This window comes from Mesorhizobium sp. WSM3626 (assembly GCF_000513935.1).
Lineage (GTDB): Bacteria > Pseudomonadota > Alphaproteobacteria > Rhizobiales > Rhizobiaceae > Mesorhizobium > Mesorhizobium salmacidum.
Genome location: NZ_AZUY01000026.1, coordinates 57,730 through 80,519, shown reverse-complemented (window position 1 = coordinate 80,519; position 22,790 = coordinate 57,730). Strand labels below are relative to the sequence as shown.

The 22,790-nt window shown below is 59.3% G+C and carries 17 protein-coding genes and 3 pseudogenes; 12 read left to right on the top strand and 8 right to left on the bottom strand.

What is annotated here, in order from left to right:
* Positions 1 to 73: 73 nt before the first annotated feature.
* The 3 genes from M653_RS0118795 to M653_RS0118785 are packed head-to-tail and all read right to left on the bottom strand — an operon-like array spanning position 74 to position 1,922.
* Complete coding sequence (locus M653_RS0118795) at positions 74 to 916, bottom strand: DUF3618 domain-containing protein (RefSeq protein WP_027144717.1); 843 nt, start codon at positions 914 to 916, stop codon at positions 74 to 76.
* Positions 913 to 1,305 (bottom strand): phage holin family protein, encoded by a 393-nt coding sequence (locus M653_RS0118790; protein WP_027144716.1) that lies wholly within the window; start codon positions 1,303 to 1,305, stop codon positions 913 to 915. Before M653_RS0118790 ends, M653_RS0118795 begins: the two co-directional genes overlap by 4 nt.
* Positions 1,302 to 1,922, bottom strand: a complete 621-nt coding sequence (locus M653_RS0118785; RefSeq protein ID WP_027144715.1) for a hypothetical protein — start codon at positions 1,920 to 1,922, stop codon at positions 1,302 to 1,304. The genes M653_RS0118790 and M653_RS0118785 overlap by 4 nt, the downstream gene beginning before the upstream one ends.
* A 297-nt stretch (positions 1,923 to 2,219) precedes the next feature.
* On the opposite strand from M653_RS0118785, the gene M653_RS0118780 reads away from it, so the two are divergent.
* A complete protein-coding gene (locus tag M653_RS0118780; protein WP_027144714.1) occupies positions 2,220 to 3,860 on the top strand; it encodes a M20/M25/M40 family metallo-hydrolase in 1,641 nt (546 codons plus the stop codon).
* A gap of 81 nt (positions 3,861 to 3,941) precedes the next feature.
* On the opposite strand, the pseudogene M653_RS1000000138245 reads toward M653_RS0118780, so the two are convergent.
* Both M653_RS1000000138245 and M653_RS1000000136810 read right to left on the bottom strand, forming a co-directional pair.
* Positions 3,942 to 4,094 (bottom strand): annotated as a pseudogene (locus M653_RS1000000138245) (catalase); the annotation flags it as partial.
* A gap of 845 nt (positions 4,095 to 4,939) precedes the next feature.
* Positions 4,940 to 5,242 carry a hypothetical protein gene (locus M653_RS1000000136810; RefSeq protein ID WP_156938222.1) on the bottom strand — a complete coding sequence of 101 codons (303 nt, stop codon included), beginning with the start codon at positions 5,240 to 5,242 and terminating at the stop codon, positions 4,940 to 4,942.
* 231 nt (positions 5,243 to 5,473) lie between these two features.
* Between M653_RS1000000136810 and M653_RS0118770 the strand changes: the two genes are divergently transcribed.
* The 9 genes and pseudogenes from M653_RS0118770 to M653_RS01000000132990 all read left to right on the top strand — a co-directional run bounded on the left by M653_RS0118770 (position 5,474) and on the right by M653_RS01000000132990 (position 16,589).
* Positions 5,474 to 6,616, top strand: coding sequence for a helix-turn-helix domain-containing protein (locus M653_RS0118770; RefSeq protein WP_027144712.1), 1,143 nt, complete (start codon positions 5,474 to 5,476; stop codon positions 6,614 to 6,616).
* 380 nt (positions 6,617 to 6,996) lie between these two features.
* Positions 6,997 to 8,646, top strand: a complete 1,650-nt coding sequence (locus tag M653_RS0118765; protein WP_032935570.1) for a bifunctional diguanylate cyclase/phosphodiesterase — start codon at positions 6,997 to 6,999, stop codon at positions 8,644 to 8,646.
* A 153-nt stretch (positions 8,647 to 8,799) separates the two neighbouring features.
* Positions 8,800 to 9,342, top strand: a complete 543-nt coding sequence (locus M653_RS0118760; protein WP_084636760.1) for a ubiquinone biosynthesis methyltransferase UbiE — start codon at positions 8,800 to 8,802, stop codon at positions 9,340 to 9,342.
* Positions 9,339 to 10,517, top strand: a complete 1,179-nt coding sequence (locus M653_RS0118755) for a class I SAM-dependent methyltransferase (protein ID WP_027144709.1) — start codon at positions 9,339 to 9,341, stop codon at positions 10,515 to 10,517. The genes M653_RS0118760 and M653_RS0118755 overlap by 4 nt, the downstream gene beginning before the upstream one ends.
* Positions 10,514 to 12,879 (top strand): annotated as a pseudogene (locus tag M653_RS1000000134550) (SpoIIE family protein phosphatase). The gene M653_RS0118755 and the pseudogene M653_RS1000000134550 overlap by 4 nt, the downstream one beginning before the upstream one ends.
* A gap of 2 nt (positions 12,880 to 12,881) precedes the next feature.
* A complete protein-coding gene (locus M653_RS0118745; protein WP_027144708.1) occupies positions 12,882 to 13,445 on the top strand; it encodes an ATP-binding protein in 564 nt (187 codons plus the stop codon).
* Between the two features lie 14 nt (positions 13,446 to 13,459).
* Positions 13,460 to 13,798 (top strand): hypothetical protein, encoded by a 339-nt coding sequence (locus M653_RS1000000137355; RefSeq protein ID WP_027144707.1) that lies wholly within the window; start codon positions 13,460 to 13,462, stop codon positions 13,796 to 13,798.
* Between the two features lie 358 nt (positions 13,799 to 14,156).
* Entirely contained in the window at positions 14,157 to 14,834 is a 678-nt protein-coding gene (locus M653_RS01000000133000; protein ID WP_245262222.1) for a DNA ligase, read from the top strand.
* A gap of 1,176 nt (positions 14,835 to 16,010) precedes the next feature.
* Entirely contained in the window at positions 16,011 to 16,589 is a 579-nt protein-coding gene (locus tag M653_RS01000000132990; RefSeq protein ID WP_245262224.1) for a DUF6101 family protein, read from the top strand.
* Between the two features lie 217 nt (positions 16,590 to 16,806).
* Here the strand turns inward: M653_RS01000000132990 and M653_RS1000000136800 are convergent, their stop codons facing one another.
* From M653_RS1000000136800 to M653_RS0118720, 3 genes and pseudogenes are all read right to left on the bottom strand, one after another.
* Positions 16,807 to 17,022 carry a hypothetical protein gene (locus M653_RS1000000136800; protein ID WP_156938221.1) on the bottom strand — a complete coding sequence of 72 codons (216 nt, stop codon included), beginning with the start codon at positions 17,020 to 17,022 and terminating at the stop codon, positions 16,807 to 16,809.
* A gap of 305 nt (positions 17,023 to 17,327) precedes the next feature.
* A pseudogene (locus tag M653_RS1000000136795) lies at positions 17,328 to 17,452 on the bottom strand (IS481 family transposase); the annotation flags it as partial.
* Between the two features lie 333 nt (positions 17,453 to 17,785).
* The gene (locus M653_RS0118720) at positions 17,786 to 21,127 is read right to left on the bottom strand and encodes a DEAD/DEAH box helicase (protein ID WP_051442732.1); all 3,342 of its coding nucleotides are present in this window, start codon (positions 21,125 to 21,127) and stop codon (positions 17,786 to 17,788) included.
* A 329-nt stretch (positions 21,128 to 21,456) separates the two neighbouring features.
* On the opposite strand from M653_RS0118720, the gene M653_RS0118715 reads away from it, so the two are divergent.
* Both M653_RS0118715 and M653_RS0118710 read left to right on the top strand, forming a co-directional pair.
* The gene (locus tag M653_RS0118715; protein ID WP_027144705.1) at positions 21,457 to 22,191 is read left to right on the top strand and encodes a Crp/Fnr family transcriptional regulator; all 735 of its coding nucleotides are present in this window, start codon (positions 21,457 to 21,459) and stop codon (positions 22,189 to 22,191) included.
* Between the two features lie 19 nt (positions 22,192 to 22,210).
* Positions 22,211 to 22,447, top strand: coding sequence for a hypothetical protein (locus M653_RS0118710; protein WP_027144704.1), 237 nt, complete (start codon positions 22,211 to 22,213; stop codon positions 22,445 to 22,447).
* Positions 22,448 to 22,790 lie beyond the last annotated feature (343 nt).

The window sequence follows — 22,790 nt, the reverse complement described above, 5'->3', positions numbered from 1 at the left end:
ACCTCCAAAAATCAGCGTTGAATCTGATTTGCCCTTCCTTGGGAATCCCAACCCGTTAAATCGTCACTACGCCCTAGGATTTTTGCTCTGGAGGACGAGAGACCCTTTCGCGTACGGACTGCTCTGTCGTGTCAGCCGCAGACTTGACGATTTCACCAATCTGGTCGGCCACCGTGCCTGCTTGTGTGTCCTGCCGTCCAGCTTCCTGCTTGATCGTCTCATAGGCGTCTGCGGCAACCTGCTTGGCCTGATCGAGGCCTTGCTCGAGTATGCTCTCCGAGGTCTGGCGAACCTTCTCGCGATATCCGCCCAGTTGCTCATCCTCGATCGCGGTATGGGGCAGCATGGCGCCTATCGCGGCGCCGATGGCGAGACCGACCGCCGCAACGGCCAAGGGCTGATCATTCAATAGCTCCTGTGCCGAGCGGTTGGCTTTCGCAGCCATCCCGCCAGCCGTCGATCCTGCACTGGTAGCGTTGCTCGCCAGTCCTTCGGCGGCACCCCGTGCTGCTCCTGATATTGTGGCTCCAACGCTGCTTGCGGCCGATGAGAGCGATTCAGCGGTTTCGGAGAGCGTGCTGCCCAAGCCGCCGCCCTCCGCCTCGTCAGGCCCGCTGGGGGGAGTAGGCGCCGCATACGCGGCCGGGCGGCTCCGGCTGCCGTTCGACGGACCGCTGCCCAGCATCAGCCAAGCCAGACCTGCGCCCACCATCGTCACGGGCAAGGGATTGTCCCTGACCTGTGTTCTCAGATTGTCGAGCATGGCCGAACTTTCTCCCCCNGAGAAGATGCCGGTGAATTCGTCCAGCAATTGCCCCGGTGTCATCTTGCCTCGAATGGATTCGGCGGTTTCCACCACCCTGGCGCGCGCGGCCTCCGCCTCGCGTTCAAGTTCGGCTGCGGATTTCTCGGTCATCTCACTTGTCCCTTGATCACATTCGCGTCGCGCCTGAGCTGTTCCTGCGTCCGGTCAGGAGTAAGTTCGGAAGGCGCCATGCTTGCCATCCCGGTGCGCAGCAGGATGACGCCAAGAATTGCTACCACCACGCCGACCAACAGGGAGGACCACCCGGCGCCCAACCCTGCCCGAGTCAATGCGATGACCAGTGCTTGCAGCAGCACGATCAGAGCCGCGAGCAGGCAGATTGCTCCGCCCAGCACCTCGGCGGCGCCAGCTCCCGTCTTGTTAAGCTTTTCTGAGAGCTCCGCCCGCAGAAGCCTGGCTTCGGTTTGCACCAGCGTGGTGACGTTTTGAGCCAAGTCGGTCACCAGCGTCGCGAGGCTGGGATTGTCCTGAGTGTTCATCTGTCTTGCTCCGCATCCTGCGTAGTCAGGTCGTCATCGGCATTGCCATAGCCTCGGGATGCTCGGGGCCTGTCAGCCGACCAATCAGCAGCTCGAACGGTCTGCGAGTTGGCGTCTTCCGAGGCACTCCGAGATGCTTCGGGGCTTGTCGGTGGGGAGGCTTTGATGAACCGTCCAAGCGCCAATCCAGCCAATACGGAGCCAGCGAGCAGGGCACCGGGGTTTTGCCGGCCGAAGGACTGCACATCCTCAAGCACCTGGCTGAACGGTTTTTGTTTCAACGAGGAGGAAAGCCGCTCCAGGCCGCCAGCGGCTTCCAAGGCAAATTTCGATGCAGTCCTTTCATCATTGTTGGCCAGGTGATCGCTGGCCGCGCGTAGCGCGCCGCCCAACGCCGCCAAGCTCGATGCAATGTCGCGCTGCGTCTCCTGCGCCTTGTCCGAAACAACCTGCGTGGCTTCTGTCGCGTAGTCGCCAGCCTTGCGGGTCAGTTCGTCGCGGGCATCGTGAAGCAACTCGCTCGCGCGCTCTTTTTCCCGGGCAAGCCTGTCGGAAACGTCACTTGTCGCCTTGTCGAAATCAGCGGGGTTACGGCCCTGGCCGTCATTACGTTGCATGGATCACCTAGTGAAAACCGAGGAAGGAGAGGACCGCGAGCACGACAACGACGAGGCCGATAAGATAGATGACACTGTTCATGGCACGTTCCTCCGTACTGCCCCAACTTCATGGAACCTGCGATGTTCCGTCGGCCAACAGCTTTTTGGGATCCAAGAGCAACGCGGGGAGAGTTGGCCGAAAGTTCCTTGTGAGAAAGAATGCCTTTCCGAGCCAATCCAGCGTCAAAGTGCGCTTGAGAGAGATCGCTTGACCAAGTTAGGGTCCACCGTGCCCACGCGAATGCCAGGACCGCAATGACCCACGCTCCTATCGAGACACTGTCCAGCCGCGCGCAGCGGTGGGCGATCGGACTGACCGAGCAGAAAAGCATCACCGGCACTGACGGCGAGGCTGCCTTCGGCCCATGGTTGGCGGCGCACCTCCGAGAGCAAGCGGCATTTCAGGACGCCGAGGTCTGGACGATCGAAGTCAAACCTCAGGACGGCCGTCACTGCGTGGCGATGCTTCTGCGCGGCTCCGCTCGCTCGACCGTGCTCTTGACCGGTCACTACGACACCGTCGGGACAAGCGACTACGGACAGCTGGAGCATCTGGCCACTCGGCCCGACGCCCTGACAAAGGCATTGCGCGATTCCCTCGTCCTCGCCAAGGCGCCAGCCGCCGTCCTGGCGCACGAGGATTTCGCGGGCGGCGAATTCGTTGCCGGACGCGGCCTTCTCGACATGAAAGCTGGCCTGGCAGCNGGGCTGGCGGTATGCGCCGAATTTGCCGAAAGCGCAAAGCCGGTTGGAAATCTGCTCTTTATCGCGGTGCCGGACGAGGAGAACAATTCCGCCGGCGCCCGTAAGGCGGCACAGATCCTGCCTGGACTCTGCGAGGAGCGCGATCTCGACTTGCTTGCGGTGATTAATCTTGATGCTATCGCCGATGATGGCGACGGCAGCAAGGGTCGCGTCATCGCGCTGGGAACTGTCGGCAAGCTGCTTCCGGCCGCCTGGGTGGTTGGCGTCCCCACACATAGCGGCTTTCCCTTGAATGGGCTCAATGCGGGGGCGATCGCCGCCGCGATCGCTGCCCGCGTCGAATGGGCACCCGAGCTCACCGACGCGTGCGGAACCGCACCCGGCACGCCGCCCAGCCTGCTCGGGATTGCGGACGGGAAGACCCGATACGACGTTACGACACCGGGGACCGCCCATGCCACTTTCAATGTGCTGAGTTATCGCCGGACGCCCGATGAGGTGCTCGACCGGTTCGATAGCCTATGTGCTGAAGCGGCTTCGAACCTGTTACGGGAGTTCCGGCACCGCGTCTCTGCGCAGCACGAAACAGGTCTGCTGGAGATGGTGCAATTGATCCCGGTCCACCGGTATGAGACTTTGCTGGCGCGTATCGACCAGTCGGAGCGGACGCGGTTCGAAGGTGTTTCTGCCTCGATCGCCGCCGGCGACCAGCCACTACCTGAGAAGTGCCGATTGCTGACCGAGCAGGCCTGGGAGCTCAGCCGCTTGGCCGGGCCAGCCATAGTGACAGGCTTCGGATCAATACCCTATCTGCCGACGAACCTTTCCGCGCAGCCGGCAGCCGTCAGGCTGCGAGCGGCTGCAATCGACGTCGCCAATGAGGCAGCGGCACGCTATGGCGATGTGGTCACCTGCGCGGACTATTTCGCCGGGATCTCGGACATGAGCTTCTTTGGCGAAGCGGACGACTCCTCCCTCGACATTGTCGCCCGCAACACGCCGGCATGGAAAGACGCCGTGCGCTGGCCTCCGAAGCGAGCACTGGCCAACATACCGACCATCAACATTGGTCCATGGGGACGCGATTATCACACGCCGCTCGAGCGGCTGCATGTCGGCTATTCGTTCAACGTCCTGCCGCGGCTCATTCGCGATGTCTGCGCCAGGCTCCTTCAGCCTGACGCGTCGTGATGGAGGGCCCCACGCTCGAATACAAACGGCGCAAAGCGGACGCGGTGGCTTTCGCCGCCGGCTTCCGCCTGCGGGTTTTGCCTATTCGGCTGCCTTCCTGTCGAACATCTGATCACTTAGGGCACCGGAGCTTGGCCGGGGCGGCGAGAGCATTGGCTCCTCGCCCATCGGCGCGCCGGGAACCATGGAGAATTCGCCCTTGCCGTCCATCGAGGGCCCTTCGCTCCAGCGTCCCTGCGCTGGAGCGACACCTTCGACGAAGCAGTTGATGACCCTAGGATACGTCCTGATGCTCCTTCGCCTGCGGGAGCCCTGTGACAAACTACCCCGATGCCGTCGTAATGTCCCGCCTAGTTGACCGTCCGCTCTAAGGAACTCGCAGATGTCGTCTGAACGGCTGGGATGAGGCGCATCGCCCCCCTGCAGCAATGGGGCCGGCAGCGGACACGCGGCTTCTGGCGTCCAAAAAGCACTGGGCAGACATTTAAGCAGTGGGTTGAACGCGCTAGCTGGCCCAAACAGGCCAGCCGACATTACGGCCGATAGGTCCTTTTGCACCAAGCAAATCTCAACCAACGCAGATTGGAACCACCCATGAACTCGTGGCAGCGCCGGGGTTCAAGTTCCGTGACGTGGCGACAGTGCGTTGCGACTGAATGGATTCATGCGGCGCGCCTAATCGCGTTTATGCATCCCCTTATAAATTTCTGGCCTACCTTTTGGGCGGCATATACTAATGCCCGATTCCTACAGCCTTTTGCCGCCGAGACCTGACCGCCTCAAGCAATTCGCATTCCCTGGTGTGAACATTTCTAAACACGGCCACAATCATCACCGCCAAGATTTCGGCGTCCGGGTCCAAAGGGTCGAGATGTTCATCCGCGCAGATCCGTTCGAACACACGTTCGCAAACAGTCAGATCATGAGGGCTGAGGCAGGTGCGATACAAATCCCGACGCAGCATCTGGGCGAACCTTTCAGAGCCCGCTACCCGTTCTTTCGGCGGGCTTTTTTGCTGATGAACCGCTAAAGCGATGGCTGTCTAAGTGCGACATCGCCCGCAGTGCGATGAAATTCGTTTACTTACTGACTGATGACTGCTCTATTATCAAACCTAGAATGATCGCGCACTCTCGGGATTTATATTGTCCAGCGATCATGAGTCTGTAGTAATCTTGCAGTTTGTTTTCAGGGATTTGGAAACCACGCCGAAATTCGGCTGCTTCCTTTGGCGTTCTAGTGCAACCGAGCTTACTGGCGGTGACTTTTAAGCTCGCCAGCGAGCATCCGATCTTTGCCGCAATATTTTTCAACGGCTCGTTGTTATCATATCCGTCAAGAATTATCCTGCGACGAGCTTCGCTATCGAGTTTTGTGGTCATTTCGGTGGTCTCCTCAACCAGTATCCCACGATGCTCGTTTCTATACCCTCAGGTCGAAGAGTGTCGTTGGCTTCGCATCCAGAAACTTATCTCGGGATGCATTTCTTGCCGTAATCCAGCGTGATCGCCGTTTCGGTCGACTCGAGTTCACCAGTCTTGCCAGATGCCTGAAGTACACCACATGATTGAGAGGGGCATGGGGCATACCCGATTCGGATATGGCACCACGCGATGGACACTAAGAGGCAAGACGAGCCCTCTGCGGGGCAGCCGCGGGACAGTGATCGGCGTCGTTGGCCGCGCGCAGGCCAAGTCCACCAAGAGGATGCGCCATCGCTCGCGCCGGCGTTCGAACCCCTGCTCTTTTCAACGCTCGAACTGGCGCCAGCGGATCAATTCGCCGCTTGGCAAGCGCATATAGCGCCGCTTGTCGAAGTCAGATTGCCGGATGACAAATCGCTGAACGATGGCTTTCCCGCCGACCACACGACTTGGAATCTCGGTGGCATGCTGATTGTTCAACAGCGCGCGGCGGCACACAGCTACGTGCGCTCCGCCGCGAAGCTCCGATCCAGTTCCATCGATCACTGGTATATTGTCTTGCCTCGCACCGGCCGGTCGTGGACGGAGGTCGATCGCCGCGTTGCGGAAAACCAGCCGGGCAAATTGGAGATCAGATCGCTTGGCTATCCGTTTCGCGGGAGAGTAACGGGCTCGGAAAGTCTCTTCCTCTACCTTCCGCGTGACTTGTTCTCGGACGCGGCGTCAACCCTCGACGCAAAGAACAATTCAATTCTGTCCGGCAACTTTGCCAACCTCCTGGTCGACTACCTCAACAGCATCGAAGCAAGAATGCGCTATCTGACGGCTGAAGATCTGCCCCGCATCGTTCACGCGACGCGCAGCATGGTCATTGCCTGCCTCGCGCCTCCGACGGAACATGCCGCGGTCGCCGAACAATTGACGAGTGTTGCGCTGATGGAGCGAGCGCGTCGACACGTCCAACACAATTTGGACGCTGCTCATCTGACACCGGATTCAATGTGCCGGGCGCTCGGCGTCTCGCGCTCTCGTCTCTATCAATTGTTCGAACCAAGCGGTGGGGTTATCCATTACATACAAAGCCGTCGCCTTCTGGCATCCCATGTCGCGCTCAGCGATCCGGCGGACGGTCGGCGCATTGTTGAAATTGCGGAAGCCTTCGGGTTCAGTTCAGCGGCTAATTTCAGCCGAGCATTCAGCAAGGAATTCGGTTACAGCCCCCGCGAAGGCCGCAGTGCCGTGGTGTTGCCGCGCCCTGCCCACCCCGTTTCGCCTGGCGGACACGACGAGGCCCCTTCCTTTGAAGGCTGGCTAAAGGCGCTCGGAAGCTGATTACCGATCGGAATGTTGATGCGGGCGGGTCACAGGGGCGGCAAAGATCACGCTGCCACATGAACCAGAATATTTCGTGTCCCATCCACCGCGCTATCAGTCATATAGCCGATTCCGGTTTATTAACCAACTGTTCATTGTTATCGCCGCCAATCACGGGGAGCATGCATTGCAAATACGCGGCACGCGATTGTTGTTGAGATTGCGAGTTGAATGTTTGCGAAGCTTGACAGCTATGCTATTTCTGGACTGGGGAAGCACATTCTTACCGCCTATGGAGGTGGCTATTGTACCCGGAGGCAACAGGGGTCGGCACGGAGAGTGAGGGGCCTTCCTCAGGCGATGCACCACGTCCCGGCGAACCGCTGTTCGCTGACCTTTTGGCGTACACGACCGAAATTTTGTCGTTTTATGATCGCGATTTCTGTCTGACGCACTACGCAGCCAAACTCAAAGGCGTGTACGGAGGTGCGGTGGTGCCGGGTGCCGCCGTTTGGGAGATCTACCCGAGCTTCCTCGATGCGAAATATCGTGACGAATTTCTTCGTGTGTTCCATGGCGGCTCACCGGCAAGCATTGATCTGCCACCATCACCGGATGAATCGCCGCGGTCCGCTTTCGTCTTCGCCACTGCAAATGGGGTGGGAATCATCGAATCAAGGGAGCGCGATGGGCGGAGCGTGGTAGAGGAGCAAGAGCATGTAATTCTGCTCCATCAAGCGACACACGACGTGCTGACCGGACTGCAAAATCGCCGGCGATTCGGCGATCGGCTGCAGCGGGCAATGGCCGCCCTCGGCGGATCAAAGCCGAAAACCGCCCTTCTGCAAATCGACCTTGACGATTTCAAAGCGGTCAATGACACGCTCGGCCATGGCGCAGGCGACACTCTTCTTCAACTCGCGGCGGGTCGTATCCGCGACGCGTTACAGGACGGCGAATCCGCATACCGGTATGCCGGCGATGAGTTCGCTGTCATCCAATTGGGAAAGGAGCAGCCCGCAGAGGCTGAGCGCCTCGCCGGATCGCTGGTCGACGCTTTCAAGAACCCGTTCGTCATCAACGGCATTCCCGTCTTCGTCGGCTCGAGCATCGGAATTGCTTTCGGGCCGGAGCACGGGACCGATGGCGAACAGTTGATGAAAGCCGCCGACATTGCTCTTTACGCGGCCAAGACAGACGGACGCGGCTGCGCTCGAACTTTCAACCGCTCGATGCTGCTCTTGCTCGAGCAACGCGAGAATCTGAGACGCAGCCTTCGAACCGCGCTGGCGCGGGGCGAGCTTTATCTGGAGTATCAGCCGCTCATTCGGCCTCCTTCCTCAGTGATCGGTTTCGAAGCGCTGCTGCGGTGGCGGCACCCCGAGGTCGGAATCATTCCGCCCAACGTGTTCATACCGATTGCCGAAGCCGACGGTCTGATGGACGACATTGGACGATGGGTGCTCGAGGAAGCCTGTCGCCAGGCAATGAGGTGGCCTTCCTCGCTGACAGTCGCAGTCAACCTGTCACCAGCTCAGTTCCTTAGCGGTTCGCTGACGGACACCGTCGCTCAGATCATCGACGCAGTCGGAATCGACGCCGACAGACTTGAACTTGAGATAACTGAGACGGTCCTGCTTGAGCAGACGATCGACAATATCGACACACTGAATACTCTGAACGTTTTGGGAATACGAATTTCCCTCGACGATTTTGGAACGTACTACTCATCACTAAGCTACCTCAAGAACTTTCCGTTCGATACATTGAAGATCGATCAGTACTTTATCGCGGACCTGGATACCGATCTCAAAAGCCAAACCATCGTGCGATCAATCATGAATCTGGCACACGGCCTGGGGATAAATGTCACTGCGGAGGGGGTCGAGACGTCGGCACAGGCAAGGTGGCTGATCAAGGAAAATTGCGATTGTCTGCAAGGAAATTTCCTGGGGCGGCCACTTGGCGTCGAGGCGGTCAGCGATTTCATCAGGCGGTCCCCGCTGAGGGTGGTACGGGCGATGGAGCGATCAAATCGGGCGCTCTAGCGCCTCACACCCTTTGTTTACGGTGAAGTGGAGATTTGCAGAACGATCAAGGCAGATACCGCGCAATTCTTCGGGTCGGTGCGAGACTGACTCATCGGGGGCGCGGCGAACCTTGTCTCGCGGAGGCCATCCCCCCGGGAGGATTCAATAATGATGGAGCAAGTGAGGAAGCCAATGGGAACCGTTCATCATCACCTGGCTGGCGAGCCGACCTTTGCACCGATGATCCAGATCGATATGGAAATCAAAGCTTTTGTCTCCGCTTGGAAACATTGCGACTATGTCTCGACATACATGGCGCGGATGATCAGCCAAAACAGGTCAGACTCGGTCCATCACTCAAATCTCTTTTCCTCTGCCTTCAATGAATTGCTGGAAGTCGCCTTTCGCACGCGCCATGCCGACGGCGAACTGGCATGCAGGGTGTCTCGCCATGGTGGAACGGATAGAATCGAGTTGACATTTCCTTGCGTGCCTGAGGAGCGGCAATTCTACGAAGAAGCCGTGTCCCAACTCGCAGGGATAGAGGCCACAGAGCGATACCTCAATTCGGTGTCTGGGGATCTCGCGCCCAGCCGTGACGTTGTACTTCTGGAACTGGCTGTCGACTACAACGCGACATTCTGGATCGAGGAAGCCGAGGGCGATGCAATCAAGCTTGTCGTGGATCTTTCCCTGGAGGGCTTGCAAAATTGAGCCCTTACGACCTTCTCCCGCGCTTCAAGGTGCAATACGACGCCAATAGCCAGGAGTTTTGCATATCGGGAGTGGTCCGGCCTCAGGCGATTGATGAGCTTGGGCCCAGCATAGCGTTGCTTCGCGATGCGATCGGCCGCGTGCGCGGCGTTCTCTACGTCAATGTCAGGCGCCTAACGCAGATGAACAATGCTGCGTTTCACACCTTTTCGAGGATCATCATCGACGCTTGTCGCGCTCGACCCGATCTCAAATTCGTCGTCATCACGTCAAGCGTCGTCGGATGGACCTCGCGAAAATTTGGTCGCTTGAGCGGCATAGAACCGAATATCACGGTCGAGGAGTATGACACCGAATTCTATCCGGGGCAGGGCTTCCTTGAGGAAGGCGGGTTCGTACCGATCCTGCGCACTCAGACAAAGATGACATGGCGCCACGAGCGCGCAATCTTGCCGCGACACGGCATGAGGCCCGGGATCGTTATGGCTGACATTTGTTGTGGGATCGGTGATTTCGCCGTGCTCGCGCAGAAGGAGTTCCAGCCATCGCGGATCGTCGCCCTCGATCACTCCATGTCAAGCCTGAACTATGCTCGACGCGTGATGCGGGAGTTCGACATCCGGGGCATCGAGTATACCTATGGTGATGCGTCGGAGATGCTGCTCGATGAAGGGCAGTTCGACTTGGTCACCTGCCGACATTCCCTGCAAATCTTCAATCGACCTGAACTCATTCTCAAGGAGCTCTACCGCATATGCAAGCCAGGCGGGCGGGTCTACATCACCAACGAGAAGAATTCGCATTGCCTCGGCGAGCCCCGCGCCGAAAGCATTCGCTGGACCTACAACGAGGTGGCGAAGCTCTTCGGGCATTTCGAGATGGACGTCGAGCTTGGGCCCAAGAGCCGGCGATACCTGGTAGAAGCCGGATTCGAAGACATCCGTGTGGAGACCTTCATGGTCACTAACCTGGACGGCGATCCGCAGGACTTCGCCGACGTCATTGCGGCCTGGTCGGATGTCTATGCGGGCGAGATGGCGACCAAGCGCGGCGATGGACCGGAGTTCGTCGCACGGTTCCGGCAGGGCTTCGAGGACCACATTTTCGCCGCGCTCCACCCCAAGGGTTATGCGGGCTGGCCGATCTGGGTCGCATCGGGGCGACGGCCCCAATGAAAGCAGACGATGAGCGTACACCGCGCTTCGGCCTGCGCTCCTTTCGAGCGAAATTCGTATTGGTCGTTGTGGCGCCGTACTGTTCGACCTCCTTTTGAGCGGTGGGCTGGCGCTTTGGAACGTTCAAAAGCTTTCGCGCGATGCCACGTCGGAAGTCGGCGAGGGCCTGACGACCGCAAATCAGGAATACATTCGTTCCTATGCCGAATCGACAGCGCTGAGCGTCGACCTGCTGCTCGATCGAGTCCATGGCGACGTCAAGGCCCTGGCGGGCGTGCTACAGGCTCAAATCGACGATCCAGGCAGGCAGCAACAGGTCGGAGCCACGCTTTCGCAGGAGGCGCCCGGCTCCGCGAAGGTAGTCTACGATGCGCGGGGCGATTGGGCGCAGAACCTGCCGGGCGCGCCTTCCGTGGTCAGCGTCTGGGGCTACCTGCTGGGCGCCGACCACAGTCCGCTGCCAGGCGTTCAACGGGAAATAGAAGACAGCACCGTGTTGGATCTCGTTGCGCCAACGCTCATGGCCAGCGGGGCGTCCAAACTGCAGATGTACTATATTGGTCCAAAAGAACGGCCGATCTTCAGGACGGTACCGTATACGGACCAGGCACAGACCTTCGACCGGCTTTATCCAGGGCACAACAAGGCGGAGTTCTGGGAGTTTTTCTTTCCCGGAATCTATGGATCATGGCAGCAGTGGGCCAGGGATTCGGCCTCGCGTCCGGTTGCTGACGATATCACCCAGACAGCGCCTTACACCGATGCAATCACGGGAAAGCTGATCGTCAGCTTTTTCCACCCGTTGTGGACGCGCGATCGCACCGGCATCGCCGGTACGGCGGGAGCGGACATCACTCTCGATCAACTCGCGGAAGTCGTCGAACGTGTGAAGATCGCTGGAACCGGGTTCGGCTTCCTCACGATGTCGACCGGCAACGTGGTGGCGATCAATCCGTCGGGTCAGGCGATCATCGGCCTGACGTCATCGAGCGATGCGGGCACCCAGGGCGTCACCGGCCTGGAAAGATCCCTGCGGGGAAGCACGCAGCCAGCTATCGCGTCGCTGCCTCTCGACCAGAACAATGACGGTGTCATTCAGCATATCATGCTCGATGACAAGGGCGAACGCGTACCCTACATCGTTGTTCTCAAAAGATTGAAGCCGACCAATCTGTGGAGTTCGGGACCGATCAAGTCCGAAATGATGTCGGTCGGGATCGTCGTTCCCGAACGGGAGATCTATGCCTCCCTGTTCGCCGCGCAGAAGAGTATTTCCCGCGCGACCAACCGTATACTGCTCTTCCAGATCGCCGCGATCGCCGTTTCGCTTCTGATTGTTTTTGCCGCTGTGCTCGGAATTTCGAAGCGAATCACTGCGGGGCTCAGAGCACTTGCCAGCGCTGCCCAGCGGCTCCAGTCCAAAGACTATTCAGTCCGCGTGAACATTCCAACGCGCGACGAGGTTGGAGCGGCAGGCATCGCCTTCAACCGGATGGCCGAGCAGATCAGCTTTCACACTGAAAACCTCGAGCAACTCGTCGATGAACGAACCAGGGAACTCGGGGACGCAAATCAGGAGATTTCCGCACTCAACGAAAAGCTCCAGGACGAGAACGTCCGCCTTGGTGCCGAACTGGCGGTCGCCAGGCAGATCCAGATGATGGTCCTGCCGAAGCAAATCGAACTCGAGGCCATTCCGGGGCTGGAGATCGCAGCTTACATGCGGCCAGCCGACGAGGTCGGCGGCGACTATTACGACGTCCTGCAGAATGGGCCACGGGTCAAGATCGGCATCGGCGACGTGACCGGTCATGGTCTCGAGAGTGGCGTGCTGATGCTAATGGTCCAATCCGTTGCACGCGCGTTGCAGGAGACCGACGAGGGGGATCCGCACCAGTTTCTCGATCGATTGAACAGGGCCATCTACAAGAACATCGAGCGGACGAACAGCGGCAAGCATCTCTCGCTGGCCTTCCTTGACTTCGAGGATGAGCGGGTAACGCTATCCGGCCAGCATGAGGACGTTCTCGTCGTGCGTGCGGATGGGGCAGTCGAACGTATCGATACGATTGATCTGGGTCTGCCGGTTGGCCTGGAGAACGACATCTCGAAGTTCATTGCCACGCGTGACATCCTGTTCGGGAGCGGCGACGTGATCGTACTCCACACCGACGGTGTGACCGAGGCTGAGGATCAGGACAAAACTCTGTTCGGGTTCGAGCGCCTGTGCCGAAGTGCGCAAAAGCGTCACGGCAGCAGCGCCGAGGAAATCAAGTGCGGCATCATCGACGATCTGATGGCCCATATCGGGATCCAGAAGATCCACGACGACATCACCCTCGTGATCATAAGGCATACATAGCCATGACAACGCTGTTCGGGACCCCTGATATTGCGATCGGGATGAAGGAGAGCATAAGTCGCGTGCGGCTGTTCGACGGGCCTCTCGACTTAGGTTGGCGTCATTGTGCCACGACCTCAGACTTCATCGCCGATCTTTTCGCGTTGCGCTTCCGGTCCTCCCGCAATGACTACATGGAAGTGCGGCACAGCATTGGATATCTGGTCAACGAACTCATCGAAAATGCCGTCAAATTTCGCGCACCGGGTGAGATCGTGATCGAGGCGTCGATGGATTCGGAGTGCTTCAAGCTCAAGGTGTCGAATGACGTCGGTGGTGAAGATGCGTCTGAGTTCCAAAGCCTCCTGGCGGACATCACGGTTGGCGACCCTATGGACCTGCTAATACAGCGAATCGAAGCCAATGCCGCCAACCCAGACGTGGGAGGCTCCGGACTAGGATTGCTGACGTTGATGAGCGACTACGGCGCGCGCCTGGCTTGGATATTCAGCGCCACCGACGAAACCGATCGGATTTGCGTGGAGACATACGCCTCCATTCCGATCTCGCAACCCACAACCAAATGAAACGATGCCAAGCTATGGAAATCAAGACAGACGACTACCGCGTGTGGACTGAAGAAAGCGAGATTTTCTTTTATGGCGCAATGCGACTTGCCAGTTCCGACGCTGGTGCGCCTATCGCGGCGTTGGCGGCGAGTGTTCTTGCCTCGAATCCCGCCTCTATTACGCTCAATCTGAAGGACCTTCACTTCCTTAACTCTTCCGGCATCAACCTGCTGGCGAAATTTACCATCGAGGTGCGCAAGCATCCCGATGTTCGACTTGTCGTGCGTGGAACGCCCGACATACCCTGGCAGTCAAAATCATTGCCTAATCTGAAGAAGCTGCACCCTGCTGTGGTGCTTTTGATGGACTGACCAAGTTTGTCCGAAAATCGCAATCCAGGAGAAGCATCAAACGGTTTCGCCCCGATTGGATCGAAATCAAAGAGTGAGAGCGGTGTGCGTTTCCGTGAAATGACGAACGGCTCTAGGCAAGAGCTACGCAGGCTGGCGGCAATCCCGACAGCATTAAGCCGGTCGGGAACGGTGTAAGAGCCCCCGCACCGAGCGAGATATGTACGCCAGGACAAGTATTAGGATGCAAAGCTAACGACAAATCGGCCTTGTGCGCAGATATTCGCAGCGGCTCGGGGGGCTCGGTACAGGTGGCAGGCATCATGTTGGGTCGATGTCGTGCTGCCTGTGCCGGTCGGCCGCCGCTGCGCGATCAAAGGTGGCGCCATTGAGCAAGCGTGCCAAGGTCAATGGCGGCCGGCTGGAGTTTATTCCGCCGCAGATCCCGACTCGGGTAGAGCTGCCGCCTGCGGATGATGGATGGGTCCACGAGACCAATCTCGACGGCTATCGAACGCAGATCGTCATCGATAATGACGGCGTCCGCCTTTACAGCAAAAACGGCCGTGACTGGACCAGGAAATACTGGCCCATCGCACTGGCCGTCGATCTACCGTGCCGGACTGCCATTCTCGACGGTGAGGTCATTGTGCCAGGCGAGCAGGGAGATCCCGATCGCCCTGTGCTCGAAAGCGCGATCTGGAACGAGCCGAGCCGGCTGGTGTTCGTCGCGTTCGATATCCTCCATCTCGACGGCCGCGATCTAGCCGCCTTTCCGCTGCTGCGGCGCAAGGAGGCGCTGTGGCAACTGGTTGAGCCTGGGCTCGGCAAGATCCAATACAGCGAGCATTTCGAGGGCAGTGCGCTTGCGATCTTCCGCTCCGCCGGGAGGATGGGACTCGAAGGCATCATCTCGAAGCGCGCTGACAGCCGCTACAGCAGCGGACCGTCAAGCACATGGTTACTGAGCGTCGACTACCGCATCCGGCGCAACCGCGACCTCAGCATCGGCACCAGTAATGTCCGCTTTGGCCGGCGGCCATATCGGCCGGAATGACCGAGATGCTCGCTGACGTAATCAGACTGGCATAGGGCTCTCTCGTTGTTTGGAAGAAACGGCTTCCCAACGCGGCCCCTACCTAGGCTAGTTGCAATAAGAACAAACACGGAATGCTAAATTAGGAATTAGCTTTCGATGGACAATTACGAGAACAAAAATGAGTAACTTGGAAACTTTTAAGAAAATCTTTTCTACATTCTTAAACAGATGAGAACCACGACGAACGACGGTAATCTCCGTTAAGCAACTCAAGGCATTAGCAACGCCGGCCTTGGCGCCTCTGTGGACGGCTCGGGTGGCGTAAATGCCGGAGCCGGCTGGGCTTGGCGCCAATGTCGGTGGAACAGCCGGCGTCGGTGCAGGTTGGGAGTGGGTACCGGTCTCAACGCTGGTGGTCGGAACGGTCCCGGGCACGCTAAGCACCCCAGGAGCAACCCGCATTCCGGGTAAGATGCCGGCCGTTGTGGCGGATATGTCGAAGTTCAACTGACGAGGATGAAGAAGCGTTGTGTCGATGTGCTGAACAGCCAAGACACCTATGACGGCGACCTGCGTCAGCTGTGCCTCATGATCTCTCGCCGTTGACGCCTGGGAATGGGGCTGCGGAACCAGCGGTGGGGCTTCGACCTCACTCTCCTGGCCTCCGGCCGGCAGGAAAGCTCGCCGCCCAGGCGGGCTTTCCGCTGCGATTGATAATTACCGTGGCCCAAGACAATGGGGGCGCTTGTTGGAGGCCCCCTCCCTCATAGGTCAGACAACGGTTTGAAGAAATCAAAGTCGATCCCGCGGCAGCCGCCCCTTAGGCTAGATCTTCAGGAAGGCAGATGTCGCTGGCGCGAAGCTCTTTTCTGCGCTGGGGGCCAGCAAGCGTCGTTTTCATCCACGCGGTAGTCGAATCGCATAGCTCAGCCGGCCTTTTTGCCAAGTACCAAAAAATTGACATAAATTAGTAATCGCTAATACACAGTACACTGCTATTTTATTTGGCAGTAGGACATGTCCTGAGAGTTCGAGCCGGGTACGGTTCGACCTCAATAAGGGGGTAGAGATTGCAAAGGCACGCAGCTGTTGCTGGACGCAAGCCGAAAACGGCGGCGCCGCAGAGGATTGGGGCTCACTCGGGTCATTGGTTGCGTGCTTTGCTTAGGCCCGTTCTTTCTCCAGGTGCCAATGATGGACGATGGTAAGCGGGCTCATACTGAACCGGAGACGAGTTCCTGGACCGGCCGCAACAGGCGTCTCGACCCATCGCGCCTGCCGGAGACGGTGAGCTATACCACGCACGACGACTATGGCGACGTGACCTTCACCCTCAACCAACGTGGTGTGGTGGTCCGCCGCACGCAGGATGCAAGCAGCGTGCCGGCAATCATTGCCCTTCCCGCCAAGGTTTTCCGCGGCGTGGCCGCCTGCGCGATGGAGGATCCGGATGAAAAATTCACAGCGGAGCTCAAGCTTCTGCACAATGATCCGATGCTGACGGTGCCGCTGCTGGTGTCCGACGACCTCGAACTTGTTGCCGCCGACTGGCGTGCCTGGGCCGAGGCCTACCGACTGCCTATGCTTCTGCTTGGCGCCGACGGCATTGCCCGAACGCTTGACGAAACGCTTGGTGCCAACGCCAACGCGCTCTCACCCCAGCTACCGCAACATGGGCCGCGTCTCGACCATGCACCCAGGCTTTCCAAGGCTGGCCTGATGAACAAACTGACGTCTCTAGAGCATATCGGCCGATTGGTGGATCGGAAGTGATGTGACGCGTGTCTCGTGTTCATTTGGTCTGCAGGGTCGATCCTCCCACTGCGTTGGTCGCTGGGGAACCTCGACAGGCGCGGCCAGGTCGCGTCGGCTTGGTTACGAATCCGATCGATGAGGATCCATCTGAGACGGCAGGGCTGCCGAAATGAAGCTCGCCGCCAAGCATTGAGGCAAGAGAGCGTCGGCGCCGTAAGGTTCGCCCATAGCTGCGTCACCCCATTGCAAGAAAGCATTGGTGACGGGGGCGAAGAGAGCAGAACTGCCGCAGCATGATGGAGACGGCAAACAGCACGACAGGCAATGCTGGAAAAGGGAGGGCCCGCCGGCACGTAGCGGGCCGTTCGATCAGGTCAAAGGGCTGCACGAGCAGCCCTTTGACCAGGCAGCGTAGGCCGACGGCGCTCAGCGCATCGAGATGATCGAGCACCGTCGTTGCGCCACGTTCCCGAACCTCCACAGAGCGGCGGCCAACAGCAGCAGTAGGTTGGCTGTGGCTTTGGCACCGGCCGCCTCAGGGAAGTGCCGGGCGATTTTGGCCAGCAAAGATACGGTGGAAGACCCACAGAATTGCTGGGCAAACCAGGAGCATGACCGCGCCGAAGTCGAGCGCGGCACTCGCGGAGCCGAGCGACGTGGAAAGCCGTATAGAATATTCCCATTCCGATCGCCCGCGTCTTCGGCTCGAGCACGCGCGCAGGCAAGGCTCATAAGGCGCCGGCAGGCAGCCCGCAGCTGAAGGCAGCGGTACCGTGAAGGCCGTGTCAGATGCGGGATCGTGGCTGCAGCGCATAGAGGCAGTCGTCGAGCGGCAGCGGCGTGTAGCCCCGGAAGGCGACGCTGACGGCCTCCTCGTCGATGACGGCCCATCAAGCAGGAGCAAAACCTTGAGCGAACTGCCCGCGCGCCGGACGCGCACTCGCCAGGATTTGCCTCGAAGATCGACCTTACAGAAGGGCGCGTCCTGCTTTTCAGGGCGGGAACATACCTTGCGGCAGCAAGTTGGAAGGCGATCGGAGACAACGGGCACGCAGCAGATGGGCGTCCACATCAATCACTTCGTGAAGGATATCCTCATCGAGGTCGCTGAAATGCTTCCGATGACTCAAAGGGAAAGAACGCCAACTGACGAACTGCCCGTCGCAGCGCCGAACTTTCCCCATGATCTGGAACCGGTGATCCGAGCGAACCCATCACGCACTGGGCCGGCTGGGCTTGGCCGCACGCAAGGCTCCAACTAGGGAGCGTACGGCATCGACGCCTGAGCCGCGGGGCGGGATCGACGGCCTGAAAATCAGCCGGCCGTTGCGGAACTCGAAGCTCTGTGCGTTTTTAAAGCGCCATTCGGATCCCACCGTTTTCTTGCGGAAGGTGATTGCGATGGCTTCGGGGCCCACGTCGACTTTGCTGATGCCCAGTTCCGCCGCGCCTATGCGCAACCTGGTCAGTTCCAGTAAATCCGCTGCTTGGCCGGGCATATCTCCAAAGCGGTCCTCGAGCTCTTCGCCGAATGAGTCGAGATCCGTCTCGGAAGTCATGCGAGACAGCCTCGCATAAAGGCCAACGCGCACCGCGGGCTCGTTGACGTAGCTTGCGGGAAAGGCCCCATTTGCGGCGCCTTTGATATCGGCAAGCTGCTTGTCTGGATCGGCCCTTCCCCCAGCCAGCGAAACCGCCCGCTCCAGCAGATGCTGATAAAGTCCCGCTCCGATCAGCTTCATGTGCCCGGCTTGATCTTCGCCGAAGAGGTCTCCTGCCCCGCGCAGGTCGAGGTCTCTTTGACTGATCGCCAGGCCGGAGCCAAGCCGATCGAGCGCAATCATGGTCGAAAGTCGAGCTCTTGTGCCTTCGGCCAGCTCGACGCCAGGCTCGGTAAGAAGAAGGGCAATGGCCTGCGCCGCTCCCCTTCCGACGCGGCCGCGAAGCTGGTGCAATTGTGCCAGACCGAACCTGTCCGCCCGCCAGATCAGGATGGTGTTGGCCCGCGGTACGTCGAGGCCGCTCTCGATGATGTCGGTGCTCAAAAGGATGTCGCCTTCACCGTCAGCGAATCCGACCATGATTTCGTCCAGCCGTGTCCCTTTCATTTCTCCATGGGCCGTGACAACCGCGAGTTCCGGCACCAATCTGTTTAGCTGCTCGCCAACCGGGTCGATGTCCTCGATGCGTGGAACCACTAGGAAGCTCTGTCCGCCCCGGCGAAATTCGCGCAAAAGGGCGGCTCTAACCGAAGCTGGATCGAAGGGCTCCAGAATCGTGCGGACGGGACGCCTTTTGGCGGGCGGAGAGTTGAGGACGCTGACTTCCTGGATGCCTGACATCGCTGATTGCAGCGTGCGCGGTATCGGCGTGGCGCTCATGCTCAGCGTATGAAGGCGGGGCGCCATGTTCCGCAGCGCCTGCTTCAGCTTGACACCGAACCGGTGCTCCTCGTCGATCACCAGCAGTCCCAGATTGGCGAAGGTGACGCTCTTGGCCGCCAGGGCTTGCGTACCCACAACCACCGCGACTCGACCGCTCCGCAGCCGCTCTTTGACCGTTCTCGCCTCCGCCCCGCCAACCATTCTCGAGAGGTGGGCGACATCGAGGCCGGTCCCGGCAAACCGGCGGCTGAACGTCTCATAATGCTGGCGTGCCAACACGGTTGTCGGGGCTATGACCGCAACCTGCTTCCCGCACAGGGCGGCGGCGGCGCAGGCACGCAGGGCCACCTCTGTCTTGCCGAAGCCGACGTCGCCGCAGACAAGCCGGTTCATTGTTCTCCCTGACGACAGGTCGTCGAGCACATCGCGAATGGCGGCGGCCTGGTCGGGAGTTTCGGTATAGGGAAACTTCGCCGCAAACCGGGCGAGATCCGCGCGCGAGGGTTTCATGATCTCGGCAGGCTGGCTGGACCTGGCTTTGGCAAGGCCCGTCAAGCGCTTGGCAAGCCTGTCGATGTCGCGCAGCGCAGCCTTGCGTCGGCTGAGCCACCCGTCGCTGTTCAAGCGATCGAGCGACACGGCATCGGGTTCCGAGCCGTAGCGCCAAATCCGCCCAAATTCATCGACCGGAACCAGCAACGACGCCCCGCCATGATATTCCAGCCTGACGACATCCTGTGGCTGGCCGGCCAAGTCGACCTGTTCAACCGCCACCAGAATGGCCAGGCCATGATCCTCATGGACCACGACGTCGCCAATGCGCAACTCGGGTTCGAGCATACTGGTGGCGGCGCCGCCGTTTGCCTTCAAAGCCCGGCCAAAAAGATCGGTCGCAGCCACCAGCGCGATACGGGATTGCTCGTCGACAAACCCTTCGTCGACAATGAATTCGGCCTTGAGAAGAGAGCCCCTTGCGGCCGAACGGATTTGCGGCCAGTCCTCCGCCTCCCCCATTCGCCGGCCAAGCCTCCGTTCGAGCAGACGATCCGCACGCTGCAGTTCGGAGGCTTCGCCGGCGAACACCACAGTGACACCCGACCTCGTCTGCCTTTCCACAAACTCGGCGAACTGATCTCGGGATCGCGCCCGCCGAACGAATTTGGGAACTCGGGTGGCTGAGACGGTATGACTCGTGCGGCGGCGTTTACGAACCGCAACATCCCATTCCTCGCGCGACAGGTAAAACTGTTCAGGCAATGGTGTTGCGGGTTCGGCAACCTCTTGCCTGGCACGACGTGCATCTTCGATCAGATCCAGGACGCGGTCGAGCGGCGGGCCTTCGAGCCCTTCTGGCAAGGAGATTGAGGCGCCGGATGCCACATCGAAGACCGACGGCATACTGCCATACAACGCGATCAGGCGTTCTTCCATCGGTGTCGTTCGCATTGGTGCCAACTCGGAATGATCAGCTGTTGCGAACATCAGCTCGGATGCCGGTCCAACAGTGATCGACTCTCGCGAATGTTCGCTAAGCTGGGTGACGGGATCGTAGATCTTGAGTTCTCGGATGCAGCTATCTGGACCGAGGACAAGACGGACCGGGTGATCGGCGCCAGCAGGGAAGATATCCATCAGGTCGCCCCGAAAGGCTATCTCGCCGGGTTCGTCCACCCTCTCGTCGACGGCGTATCCCACCGCCTCGGCTTTCGTTCGGAAGTCGTGCGGGTCGAACATTTGTCCGAGTTCCAGAATTGTGAAGCCCCCAGCAATAACTGGTGCGGGCGGCACCCGCTGGAGAGCGGTCTCGATCGACAGAACCACGACGCGCGGGCGTTTGGGCTCGCCTGCGATCTCATGCAGCGCGCGAAGCCTCCGCCCCATATTGGCGCGTGTCGGCCATACCCTGTCGTAGGGCAGGCAGTCCCAGGAGGGCAGGAAGATGATGTCTGCGCCTGGCAGAAACTGACGCAAAGCTCCAGAGATCTCTTCGGCACTGCGTTCCGAGGCGGATATATGGATAATATGCTTGTTCGGACCGTCCTCCAGCGAGTCGGCCAGCGCCGCCGCAATTGCCGCAGAAGGCGAGACGCCCTGTTCTCTCGCGACCTCCCTGTCGTTTGAGGGGTGATCGAGTTGTTCGATAATTTCAGTCCGCGAAATAGGTCTGTTCACTGAGATCTCACCTTGCCAACGGTGGGGAACGTCAAGGGGGCGACCCCGTTCCTCTGGCGCGGATTAAAGTGTGGCAGGCAGTGGCAGGGCGTGCGGTTTATCGAGCGGCGATGCCAATACGCATCGCCTGCCGGAACGGGCGTAAAGCTGGGCGGTGTCCGGCAGGGGTAATATCCTCTCGAAGTCGCCTGCCCCGCTTCATGCATTCGAACGGAGCCCGTGTCATTGGTTCATGCCGCGCGACGCCCGTCGGTTCCGAACTGTCACCGCCAGCCGGAACTTTTGGCGTGAATAAAAGTTCGGTAGCCAACATCAGCTAGGTAGCCATTTTGTCTCCCGCCTCACCCTCGGATGTACTTGTCCGTAAACTGCAGACCATCTCGGACATTCGAGAAGCTGAAATTAGGGTTTTGAAAAACATACCGATTCAGGAGAAAGATTTTTTGGTCAACCACGACCTCGTGCGTGAGGGTGACCAACCTGTTTACTCGTTTGTCGTTCTGGAAGGCTTGATCGGTTCCACCAAATACACGGGGGAAGGAAAACGACAAATCACCTCCTTCTTCGTGGCCGGGGACATTCCGGATCTGCACGGGCTGCATCTGTCGGTCATGGATTGTAATTTCTCGACGCTTACGCCGGCCCGAGTGGGCTTCATGCGACACGACGCTCTGCGCAGCATTTGCGACCAACACCCCCGCATCGCCGCGGCTTTCTGGCGGTCGACGCTAATCGACGCCGCAATATACAGAGAGTGGGTCACCAATGTGGGGAGACGAGAGGCTTATACCCGCATGGCTCACATTTTATGCGAACTGATATGTCGCATGCGATCGGTGGGGCGCATTGAGGATCACGTTGCGGATATTCCCATAACTCAGGCCGCACTTGGTGATGCATTGGGTTTGTCAACGGTCCACGTCAACCGAATGCTTCAGGAACTACGACGTGAAGGCCTCATCGCCACCACAGGATCGAGAGTGCATGCTCGCGACTGGGCCGGCCTCAAACGGGCAGGAGATTTCGACACAACCTACCTGCACCAAAAGACCCCCGCAGATTAGTGGTGACGGGAACTCTTCGATGGCACGATTTTTCTTTGACAGCGGTGATCGCGATCTGGTCTTGCAGGATGAGATAGGCGTGGAGTGCGCTGGTATCGAAGAGGTGCGCCGTGTCGGATTCGAGGGCCTCGTCGACCTCTCGAGAGACGAACTGAAAAGCATCGACGGACAGCAATTGTTTGTCGAGGTGCGTGATGAGAATGGGGAAAAAGTCCTGCGACTAAGTCTATCACTTGATATCAAAATGACGAGATGAATTCGTACGGTTTTCACGCCGGCGGCTGCGCCCTTGCGACGGCATCCGGTTGCTCCCGAAATCTCTGCAACAGGAACGTGGCAACGGCGCCACGAACAAAGTTGCTTTAGTTTGCCGCCTGCCGGATCAGGCCCTGCCCACAAGCTAACCATGCCCATCGGACGCCATCCAGCGACAAGACGTCGAACGCTGTGACGCCGGGAAGATGGTTCGGGCTTGATCACGGAGTAGATCGGCGCAAGTGGGCGGGCGCTTTAATCTATGTAAGTGCATCAAAGTCGGTGAGCGATTAATTGGTCTATGCGTGCCGAGCGACAATGCCCTGCTTCGCACGCAGGACTTG

Coding starts and splice junctions, on each gene's coding strand:
- M653_RS0118790 (WP_027144716.1), bottom strand. CDS start 1,305: ATGAACACTCAGGACAATCCCAGCCTCGCGACGCTGGTGACCGACTTG.
- M653_RS0118785 (WP_027144715.1), bottom strand. CDS start 1,922: ATGCAACGTAATGACGGCCAGGGCCGTAACCCCGCTGATTTCGACAAG.
- M653_RS1000000136810 (WP_156938222.1), bottom strand. CDS start 5,242: ATGACCACAAAACTCGATAGCGAAGCTCGTCGCAGGATAATTCTTGAC.
- M653_RS0118770 (WP_027144712.1), top strand. CDS start 5,474: ATGGACACTAAGAGGCAAGACGAGCCCTCTGCGGGGCAGCCGCGGGAC.
- M653_RS0118760 (WP_084636760.1), top strand. CDS start 8,800: ATGGAGCAAGTGAGGAAGCCAATGGGAACCGTTCATCATCACCTGGCT.
- M653_RS0118745 (WP_027144708.1), top strand. CDS start 12,882: ATGACAACGCTGTTCGGGACCCCTGATATTGCGATCGGGATGAAGGAG.
- M653_RS1000000137355 (WP_027144707.1), top strand. CDS start 13,460: ATGGAAATCAAGACAGACGACTACCGCGTGTGGACTGAAGAAAGCGAG.
- M653_RS01000000132990 (WP_245262224.1), top strand. CDS start 16,011: ATGGACGATGGTAAGCGGGCTCATACTGAACCGGAGACGAGTTCCTGG.
- M653_RS0118710 (WP_027144704.1), top strand. CDS start 22,211: ATGGCACGATTTTTCTTTGACAGCGGTGATCGCGATCTGGTCTTGCAG.